Genomic DNA, 10,156 nt, shown 5'->3' with positions numbered 1-10,156 from the left:
CAGAGCCAGAGCCAGAGCCAGAGCCAGAGCCAGAGCCAGAGCCAGAGCCAGAGCCAGAGCCAGAGCCAGAGCCAGAGGATCCGGAGCCGGTCGTTCCGACGCCGGAAGACCCCACGCCAGAGGAACCGGCCCCGGATGACCCGGAGCCGGAGCAGCCGGTCACCGGCGACGCCTTTGCCCCGGGTGGGCTCTATGCGCAATTCCTGGACAGCTATGCAGGCAGATGGCAGGGCGAGCCACTGGCCGAGTCAGACCCGGACCCCAATCCGTCGCGCGGCGGGGGCGATCCCTTTGGCGCGGGCGGTTTCTATGAGCAGTTGATGCTGCCGCATGCCTCCAAGTGGGACAGTTTCGACCTTCCCGAAGAGGACGGCGACGACATGTCCGAGGATGTGACTGCCTGAGGCGCCATGCGGTGCGCGGGCCTGCGCATCGCGCGACACAGACAGACCGCTTCAAATGCTTCCGAGAAAGACGCTCAAGGCACCGCGCCGCGTGCTGTCGTTGGCGCGCATGTCGCTCTTGGGCAAAACTCTGGACATTTCTGTCTATACTTGAGCTGGCACCCCTCCTAGCCTGTCAAAAGCGAATCCGGGGAGGGACGGAAAATGAATACGCATTACCGCGTGGTCGTGATCGGTGGGGGCGTCGTCGGCGCCTCGGTTCTGTATCACCTTGCCAAGTTCGGCTGGACCGATGTCTGCCTGCTGGAACGGTCCGTCCTGACGGCCGGCAGTTCCTGGCACGCGGCGGGGGGCATTCACGCGCTCAACGCCGATCCCAACATGGCCGCGCTGCAGGCCTATACCATCGACCTGCTTTCGGAGATCGAACAGGAAAGCGGCCAGAACATCGGGCTGCACATGACCGGCGGGCTGACCCTGGCGGGCACGCCCGATCGCTGGGAATGGCTGCAGGCCAACTATCGCGTGTTTCAGTCCATCGGTATCGACGATTGCGAACTTCTGACTCCCGAAGAGGCGCAGCGCCGCTGCCCGATCATGTCGACCGAGGGCATCCTTGGCGCCATGTGGGCCGACCGCGAGGGTTATATCGACACCACCGGCACCGTGCATGCCTATGCCAAGGCCGCCAAGAAACGCGGTGCCAGCTACTTTGAGCACACCAAGGTCGAGAGCCTGGAACAGACCGCCGACGGCTGGCAAGTGGTGACCGACAAGGGCACCATCACCTGCGAACATGTCGTCAACGCCGCCGGGCTCTGGGCGAAACAGGTGGGCCGCATGGCCGGCATCGAACTGCCCGTCTCGCCGCTGAAACACCATTACCTCGTGACCGAGGATATCCCCGAGATCGCGGCGCTGGATTTCGAGGTTCCGATGACCGTCGACCTCGAAGGGTTCACCTACATGCGGCAGGACCAGAAGGGCCTCCTGCTGGGCATCTACGAGGTCGAGCACGAACACTGGGCGATGGATGGCGCGCCCTGGGATTACGGGATGGAGCTGTTCCAGGAACAGACCGACCGGATCGAGCACGAGCTGACCTGCGGGTTCCACCGCTACCCGGTGCTGGAAAACACCGGGGTCAAGACCTGGGTCAACGGCGCCTTCACCTTCTCGCCCGATGGCAACCCGCTGGTGGGGCCTGTGCGCGGCAAGCGCGGCTACTGGACCGCCTGCGCGGTCATGGCCGGCTTTCTTCAGGGGGGCGGCGTGGGCAAGACGCTGGCCGAATGGATGATCCACGGCGAGCCCGAGGCCGACGCCTGGCCGATGGATGTGGCGCGCTATGGCGACTACGCCCAGAACAAGCGCTACATCAAGGAAACCACCGGCCAGTTCTACTCGCGCCGGTTCGTGATGACCTATCCGAACGAGCAGCTGCCCGCCGGCCGCCCGCTGAAGACCGCGCCAGCCCACTCCGCGATGGATGCGGCTGGTTGCAAGTGGGGCTGCAGTTGGGATCTTGAGGTGCCGCTTTACTTCGCACCGCAGGGGTTCGAGGAGATGCCGACGCTGAAACGGTCTAACGCCTTCGACATCGTCGGTGAGGAGTGCCGCCACGTCCGCGAAAAGGTCGGCCTGATCGACATCACCGGCTTTTCCCGGTTCGAGGTCACGGGGCCGAACGCGGAACAATGGCTTGATCGCATCATGGCCTCGAAACTGCCCAAACCGGGCCGGGCGAAACTGGCACCGATGCTGGAACCGGGCGGGCGGCTCAAGGGCGACCTGACGGTGATGAACTGGGGCGACGGCACCTGGTGGATCATGGGCAGCTACTACCTGCGCGAATGGCACATGCGCTGGTTCCAGGATCACCTGGACGACGGTGTAGGCATCCGCGATCTGGGCGAAGAAGTCTGCGGATTTGCGCTGACCGGCCCGCGCTCACGCGCGGTGATCGAAAAGCTCTGCGAGGGTGCTGGAGATCTGCCGTTTATGGGCTGCGCCGCGCTGGACGTCGGCCTTTTCCGCGCCCGCGTCGCCCGCATGTCGGTGGCGGGCGAACTGGGCTACGAAATCAACGTGCGCATGGGCGATCACATCAAGCTGCGCGAGTTGCTGTTGCAGGCGGGAGCCGAGCAGGAAATCCGCGAATACGGCTTCAACGCGATGCTCTCGCTCCGGCTGGAAAAATCCTTCGGCATCTGGTCGGCGGAATTTACCCAAGGCTACACGCCGGGTGAAACCGGCATGGACCGCTGGATCGACTGGAACAAGGAGTTCATCGGCAAGGAGGCCGCGCTGAAGGAACGCGCGGCGGGCCCGAAACGCCGTGTCGTCACGCTGGAGGTCGATGCCACGGATGCCGATGCCAGCGGGTATGAGCCGGTCTGGAAGGATGGCAAGCGCGTGGGTTTTGTCACCTCGGGCGGATATGGCCACACCTTGGGCAAATCCTATGCCCTGGCCATGATGGATGCGGACGCGGCGACAGAGGGTACGGAACTTACCGTCCATGTGGTCGGTGCAGAACGGCCCGCCCGCGTCGTCGCGCCGTCGCCCTACGATCCGGCGGGCAACGCCATGCGCGGCAAGCCGGTCTGATGGCCGCCGAGACACAAACCCCGGCCCGCAAGGTCAATTATCGTCATTTGACCAACCCGTTCACGCCGCAAACCGTTTTCACGCAGGACCGCATCGAGGCCATCCACGCCACCGCCCTGCGCGTGCTGTCAGAACTGGGCATCAAGGTGCTGCTGCCCGAGGCCCGCAAACTCTATGCGCAGGCGGGCTGTATCGTCGACGAGGACAGCCAGATGGTCCGCATTGGGCCAGAGGTGGTCGAGGCCGCCCTGGCCTCGGCTCCGCGCCGGTTCACCCTGCGCGGCGGCGATCCGTCGCGCGATCTGGACATGGCCCTGGGCACGCTGGCCTTTCAATCCGGGGCGGGGGCGCCGAATTGTTCCGACCTCCTGCGCGGCCGACGCGCGGGCACCCTGCGCGATGTCGAGGAACTGACGAAACTGGTCCAGCATTTCGATGCGATCCAGATGCTCTCACCCGGGGTGGAACCGCAGGACATTCCCGTGCACCTGCGGCACTACGCCTTTACCCGGATGCAGCTCAGCGTCTCGGACAAGGTGCCCTTTGTCTTTTCCCGCGGCACGCCCCAGGCGCTGGACGCCTTCGAGATGATCGCCGAGTTCCGTGGCCTCTCCGAGGTCGAATTGCGCACGCAGCCGCATTGCTACACGATCATCAACACCAATTCGCCGCGCCAGATCGACATTCCGATGGCGCAGGGCTTGATCGACTTTGCCCGCTACGGCCAGCCCTCTGTCGTCACTCCCTTCTGCCTGATGGGGGCGATGGCGCCGGTCACGGTGGCGGGCGCGGTCACGCTCAGCCATGCAGAGGCACTGGCGGGGATCACCCTGACCCAGTTGGCCCGCGCGGGCGCGCCGGTCTGTTACGGTTCCTTTGCGTCGAACGTCGACATGAAAAGTGGCGCACCCGCCTTCGGCACCCCCGAACAGGTCAAGGCAAGCCTGGCCGCCGGGCAACTGGCGCGCCTTGTCGGATTACCCTGGCGCAACGCGGCCGGATGCGCCGCCAACACCAACGACGCCCAGGCCGCGCATGAGACCGAGATCAGCGCCTGGGGCGCGCTGATGTCCGGCGCCTCTATCGTCATCCACGCGGCGGGCTGGATCGAGGGCGGGTTGACCGTCAGCTATGAGAAGTTCATCACCGATATGGAGATGGTTCAGGTCATGGCAGAGCTTTGCGCGGCAACCCCATGTTCAGACGCCGAAATCGGCTTTGAGGCCCTGGCCGAGGTCCAGCCCGGCGGGCACTTCTTCGGCTGTGAACACACGATGGAACGCTACGCCACCGCCTTCTACGAACCGTTGGTGGCCGACTGGTCGAACTTTGGCACCTGGACGGAGCGCGGATCTCTGGATGCCAACGACCGCGCGCTGGCGCTCTGGCAGAAGATCCTGGCCGATCACAAGGCCCCGGCCTGCGCCACCGGCGACAGGCTGGCGGCGTTGGACCGTTTTATCGCCAAACGCACCGGGGAGGGCGGCGCGCCGCCGGCGGATTGATGACAGGACAGGACACCGGCAACCAGCTCCGGGCCGAGGCTCCCGACCTCCCCGGCAATACCAAGGTCACCCGAGAGGACTGGCTGCAGGCCGCGATGGAGGTCCTGATTTCCGACGGTGTGCAATCGGTCAAGGTGCTGACCATCGGCGCGCGCCTGGGCGTCTCGCGCTCGTCCTTCTATTGGTACTTCCAGAGCCGGCAGGACCTGCTGGACCAGTTGCTGGCCGAATGGGAACGGACCAACACGGGCGTCATGATTGCCCATGCCGGGATGCCCGCGCCGACCATCACCGCCGCGCTCAACAATTTCTTTCGGTGCGTGGTGGACCCGAAGGGCTTCAACCACCGGCTGGATTTCGCGGTCCGCGAATGGGCGCGCCGCGACGAAAAGGTGCGCGCCGCCCTCGACCGGTCCGACACGGCCCGGCAAGAGGCCATCGCCGAGATGTTCACTCGCCACGGCTATACGTCGCAAGAGGCCGACATTCGTGCCCGCGTGCTCTATTATCAGCAGATCGGCTATTACGCCCTCGAACTGTCCGAAACGCTGGAGGATCGCCTGTCCCGCGTCGAAGGGTATCTCTATTGCTTCACCGGCCAGCACCCCGCGCCGGGTGAGGTCGAAGACTTCAAGCGCCTCGCCCGGAGCCTCACCGAATGACCCGCTATTCCGCTCTTGCGCTTGCCCGCGAAGGGCTGCGCGGCCACCGCGGCTGGCGCCCGGCCTGGCGCAAGCCGGATCCGAAACCCGCCTATGACGCGATCATCATCGGGGGTGGCGGGCACGGGTTGGCAACCGCCTATTACCTGGCAAGGAACCACGGTGTCAGGCGGGTCGCCGTGCTGGAAAAGGGCTGGATCGGGGGCGGCAACACCGGGCGCAACACTACGGTGATCCGGTCCAATTATTTCTATCCCGAAAGCGTCGCGCTCTACGACCTGGCCTTGCGGCTCTACGAGGGGCTGAGCAAGGAGCTGAACTACAACGTCATGCTCAGCCAGCGCGGCATGCTGATCGCTGCCCACACGCCGATGCAGATGGAGATCTGCGCCCGCATCGCCAACGCGATGATGCTGAACGGCGTGGACGGCAGCCTGATGGGGCCGCAGGAGGCTCGTGCGCGCCTGCCGTTGCTGAACGACGCCCCCGATGCCCGCTACCAGTGCCTCGGCGGCGTCTGGCAGGGCCGTGCCGGCATCGCCCGGCACGACGCGGTGGCCTGGGGCTATGCCCGCGCCGCCAGCGCGTTGGGCGTGGACATCATCGAGGGCATCACCGTCACCGGGATCTGCACCACGGACGGGCGCATCACGGGGGTCGAGACCGACCGCGGTCCCATCGCCTGCGACCGCCTGGGCATCGCCGCCGCCGGGGCCACGCCGGGCCTCGTCGCGCCGCTGGGCATCCGCCTGCCGGTCCACGACTACGCCTTGCAGGCCTTCGTGTCCGAACCCGTCAAACCGATGCTGGACACGGTCCTGTTGTACCTGGGCACCGGCACCTATGTCAGCCAGTCCGACAAGGGCGAACTGGTCTTTGGCGGCGGGTTGGACCGGGTGCCCACGCATGGCCAGCGCGGCAACCTGCCGATGCAGGAAACGATCGTTTCCGGCCTGCTGGAGATGTTTCCCGCCTTCGGCCAGCTGAAACTGCTGCGGCAATGGGCGGGGGTGGTGGACGTGGTCCCCGACAGCTCGCCCATTCTCGGGCCCGCCGGACCCGAGGGGCTGTTCCTGAACTGCGGTTGGGGCACCGGCGGGTTCAAGGCGATCCCCGCGGGCGGCTGGCTGCTGGCGCATATGCTGGCCACCGGTGACCACCACGACATTTCGCGTCCCTTCGACCTGGCCCGCTTTGCCGAGGGCCGGCTGATCGACGAGGCGGCGGGTTCGGGGATCGCGCATTGACCCGGACATCCCTTCCCGGCGAGCGGTCCCCGCGCGCGGACCGCAGCCAAGAGGAGTGACCCGTTGCAGATTTTTCCCTGTCCCTTCTGCGGTCCCCGCGACGAGACCGAGTTCCACTTTGCCGCCGAGGCGGGCAAGCACCGCCCTGAACCGGCGCCCGAGGTCACGGATTCAGCCTGGGCCGATTACCTCTACGGCGCGGATGCGCCGAAAGGCCGGGCGCAAGAGGTCTGGGTGCATCTCACCTGCGGTGAATTCCTGTTGCTGACCCGCGATACCGTCACCCGCGAGGTGCTGGACGTCGCGGCGCTGCCCGGGAGCCGGGAGGCCGGAACATGAGCGGCTGGCGCCATCCGACACTGGGGCAGATCGACCGGGACAGGCCCCTGCGTTTTACCTTCGACGGAGAGGCCTACACGGGATACGCGGGCGATACGCTGGCCTCGGCGCTGCTGGCCTCCGGGATCCGCGTGCTTGGCCGGAGTTTCAAGTATCACCGCCCGCGCGGGCTCTGGGGTCTTGGCGGAGAGGAGCCGAACGCGCTGTTCGATGTCGGCCAAGGCGGGATCTCCACGCCCAATTGCCGTGCCACGCTGACGCCGCTGCGTGATGGCATGGACCTGCGGGCCGTCAACACCCGCAAGGCTTCACGCGATCCTCTGGGTCTGCTGGATCTCGCGCAGCGCTTCCTGCCGGCGGGGTTCTACTACAAGACCTTCATGGCGGGCGGCTGGATGCGGTGGGAGCCGATGATCCGCCGCATGGCGGGCCTTGGTCGCCTCGATCCGTCGAACCGTCCGCCCGGCGACGTGCCGCAGCGCAATGCCCGTTGTGACCTGCTGGTGATCGGGGCCGGTCCTGCCGGTCTGGCAGCGGCCCGGGCCGCGGCGGGGCAGGGGGCCACGGTCTGGCTGCTGGACGAGGCAGGCGCCCCCGGCGGCGCCCTGCGTTGGCGGGGCGGAGAGATCGACGGCGGCCCCTGGCGGGAGTTCGCGGACGAAACCGTGCAGAGGGTCCAGGCGGCCGGTGGCCGCGTGCTGACCGATACGACCCTCTGGGGAGCGTTCGATCACGGGCTTTTCGCGGCCTGGCAACGGGGCGCGCGCGACACCCATTGGCGCATTTGGGCCGCAAGGGTTGTGCTGGCGGCGGGGGCCATCGAACGTCCGCTCTGGTTCGCCAACAACGACCTGCCGGGGATCATCTCTGCCGAAGCGGCGCTGCATCATCTCGTGCTCTACGGCGCCGTGGCCGGACGACGGGTCGTGGTGGCGACGGGCAATGACGGCAGTTACCCCGTGGCCTCGGCGCTGGCAGAGGCGGGATGCCGCGTAACCCTGCTGGATGCCCGGGAGGATACGCCAGAGGCCCCCGAGGGCGTCGAAGTGCGCCGTGGGGCAAGGATCGACGCGGCCAGGGGCGCGCGCGGTCTGGGTGCGGTCAACGCCGGAGGGCAGCACATCGATGCGGACACCTTGCTGGTCTCGGGCGGATACACGCCCAGCGTGCACCTGCACTGCCAGGCGGGTGGCAAGCTGGACTGGGACGCGGACAGGGACGCTTTGATCCCGCGCCCGGGCACCTCGGCACTGATCCCGGCGGGGGCGGCCAATGGCACATTCGGCCTGAACGCCGCCCTGGCCGAGGGGCACGCGGCGGGCGGCGGAACGGGACCGGCCCCGAACGCCGCTGGCGCCACCTGGGCGATTGCTCCCATGCGCCCGGATCCGAAGGGCAAGGGCCGCGTCTGGATTGACCCGCAGAACGACGTGACGCTCAAGGATGTGAAACTGGCTGCGCAAGAAGGCTATCGTTCCGTCGAGCATCTCAAGCGCTATACGACCCTCGGCATGGCCACCGACCAGGGGCGCTCGTCCAACTTTGCCGGCCTGGCCGCCATGTCGGAACTGACCGGGCACACGATCCCCGAGACCGGCACGACCACCTATCGCCCGCCTTTCACGCCCGTGCCGCTGACCAGCCTTGGCGGGATGCGGCGCGGCGGGCTGTTCAACCCGCTCAAGCGTCTTGCGCTGGAGCCGCAGCACGCGGCCCTTGGCGCCACGTTCGGAGAGTACGGCGGCTGGCGTCGTCCCGCCATCTACAGCGACACGCAGGCAGAGGCGAAGGGCGCGCGCGAAACGCTTGGTCTCTACGATGCCTCGCCGCTGGGAAAGATCGAGGTGATCGGTCCGGGGGCGGCGGAACTGCTGGATTTCTGCGGCTATGTCGCCATGTCCACGCTGAAACCGGGTCGTGCGCGTTATGGCTTCATGCTGGGCGAGAATGGCGTGGTGGCGGATGACGGCGTCACCCTGCGGCTGGACGACAATCGTTTCATCCTTTCCGCTTCGTCCTCGCATGTCGATCACGTGCGCCTGATCCTCGAAGAGGCGCGCCAGGACCGTTTCGATCCGTCCCGCGTCTTTGTCCACGACGTGACCACCCATTGGGTGACGCTCAGTGTCACCGGTCCGCAGGCGCGCATGGCGCTGGAAACCGCCGGGACGCCCGGTGACGTCACCACGCTGCGCCACATGCAGGTCGTGGAAACCCGCTGGAAGCATATCCCGCTGCGCGCGGCCCGGGTCAGCTTTACCGGCGATGCCAGCTGGGAACTGTCCGTGCCCGCGCGTCATGCGCCCGGCTTTATGACCGTGCTGGACGGCGCGCGCGAGGCGCTTGACGGTCACTGGATCGGGCTGGAGGCGCTGATGATCCTGCGCGCCGAAAAAGGCTACATCCTGATCGGCAAGGACACCGACGGCATCACCATGCCGCAGGATCTTGGCTGGAGCCGCCCGCGCGAGCGGCGGCAGGACGAGTATTTCGGGCGCCGCGCGCTGTTCACCCCAGAGGCCATGCGCAAGGACAGGCGCCAGCTGGTCGGCCTGGACTGTGACGGCGCGCCGCTGCCCACCGGCGCGCATCTGGTGCCGCTGGACGGACCCGCGCGCTCGCTGGGTTTCGTGACGTCCTCATACCACAGCCCGACGCTGAACCGCGCCGTCGCCCTCGCCCTTGTCGACGCCGGACGTGACCGAAAGGGGGATACGCTGGGCGTCTTCCACCTGGGGCAACACCGCACCGCACGAATTTGCGCGCCCTGCGCCTTTGACCCGGAGGGAACCCGCCTTGCCGACTGACCTGCCCGACGACAGCACGCTCTGGACCACGCCCAGCCCCGCGCCGGGCAGCGTCCTGCAGGGGCAGGGTGTGTCCGTCGCCTGCCTGGCGGCGACGGGGGCGGCGCTGATCTCGGGCGACTTGGATGCCGCCATCGGGGCGCTGGCCCCCGGCGCGCCCCTGCTGGGCCTGTTGGCCTCCCGCCCACAGATCCCCTTTGCCCTGCGCATCGCCCGTGATCGGGCCTTGCTGATCACGCCCGAGCCGCTGGACATGGCGCCGGGCTGGCAGGATGGATTTGCGGTCAGTCCGGCGGACGACCTCTACCTGGTGCTGTCGATCACCGGAGACGGCGCGCGCGACCTGCAGGACGCCTGCCTGTCCGCCCCGGCGGGCAGCCCCTCGGCGGCGGGGGTCTTTGGCGGCCATGCCTGCCTTGTCCTCGACAATGGTCAGGGGCCCGATGTCTGGGTGCCGGCGTCCGAGTCGGCGGCGCTTTGGTTGCGGTTGTCCCGACTGGTCGCGGCCCTCGGCTGACCCGGTTGCGTGATGCGGCGCAGACCCCGCGCGAAAGTGACTCGGGACTGCAATTTGCCTCTTTG

General features: G+C 67.3%; 8 protein-coding genes. All 8 read left to right on the top strand.

Translation table 11 applies throughout. From position 1 onward, the window contains the following. The coding region (locus RBB42_RS25980; protein WP_306043545.1) for a hypothetical protein at positions 1-404 on the top strand (404 nt) is incomplete at its 5' end. 204 nt (positions 405-608) lie between these two features. After that, the gene (locus RBB42_RS25975) at positions 609-3,014 is read left to right on the top strand and encodes a GcvT family protein (RefSeq protein WP_306043902.1); all 2,406 of its coding nucleotides are present in this window, start codon (positions 609-611) and stop codon (positions 3,012-3,014) included. Beyond that, positions 3,014-4,519 (top strand): trimethylamine methyltransferase family protein, encoded by a 1,506-nt coding sequence (locus RBB42_RS25970; RefSeq protein WP_306043901.1) that lies wholly within the window; start codon positions 3,014-3,016, stop codon positions 4,517-4,519. Before RBB42_RS25975 ends, RBB42_RS25970 begins: the two co-directional genes overlap by 1 nt. Next, the gene (locus RBB42_RS25965) at positions 4,519-5,181 is read left to right on the top strand and encodes a TetR/AcrR family transcriptional regulator (RefSeq protein ID WP_305972186.1); all 663 of its coding nucleotides are present in this window, start codon (positions 4,519-4,521) and stop codon (positions 5,179-5,181) included. The genes RBB42_RS25970 and RBB42_RS25965 overlap by 1 nt, the downstream gene beginning before the upstream one ends. Then, positions 5,178-6,428, top strand: coding sequence for a sarcosine oxidase subunit beta family protein (locus RBB42_RS25960; protein WP_305972187.1), 1,251 nt, complete (start codon positions 5,178-5,180; stop codon positions 6,426-6,428). Before RBB42_RS25965 ends, RBB42_RS25960 begins: the two co-directional genes overlap by 4 nt. A gap of 63 nt (positions 6,429-6,491) precedes the next feature. Beyond that, positions 6,492-6,767, top strand: coding sequence for a sarcosine oxidase subunit delta (locus RBB42_RS25955; RefSeq protein WP_305972188.1), 276 nt, complete (start codon positions 6,492-6,494; stop codon positions 6,765-6,767). Then, positions 6,764-9,574 (top strand): 2Fe-2S iron-sulfur cluster-binding protein, encoded by a 2,811-nt coding sequence (locus RBB42_RS25950; protein WP_305972189.1) that lies wholly within the window; start codon positions 6,764-6,766, stop codon positions 9,572-9,574. The genes RBB42_RS25955 and RBB42_RS25950 overlap by 4 nt, the downstream gene beginning before the upstream one ends. Then, the gene (locus RBB42_RS25945; RefSeq protein WP_305972190.1) at positions 9,564-10,091 is read left to right on the top strand and encodes a hypothetical protein; all 528 of its coding nucleotides are present in this window, start codon (positions 9,564-9,566) and stop codon (positions 10,089-10,091) included. The genes RBB42_RS25950 and RBB42_RS25945 overlap by 11 nt, the downstream gene beginning before the upstream one ends. Positions 10,092-10,156: the final 65 nt, after the last annotated feature.

It is taken from the genome of Mameliella sp. MMSF_3455, assembly GCF_030733205.1.
Lineage (GTDB): Bacteria > Pseudomonadota > Alphaproteobacteria > Rhodobacterales > Rhodobacteraceae > Antarctobacter.
This window is presented reverse-complemented; position numbering and strand designations above follow the sequence as displayed.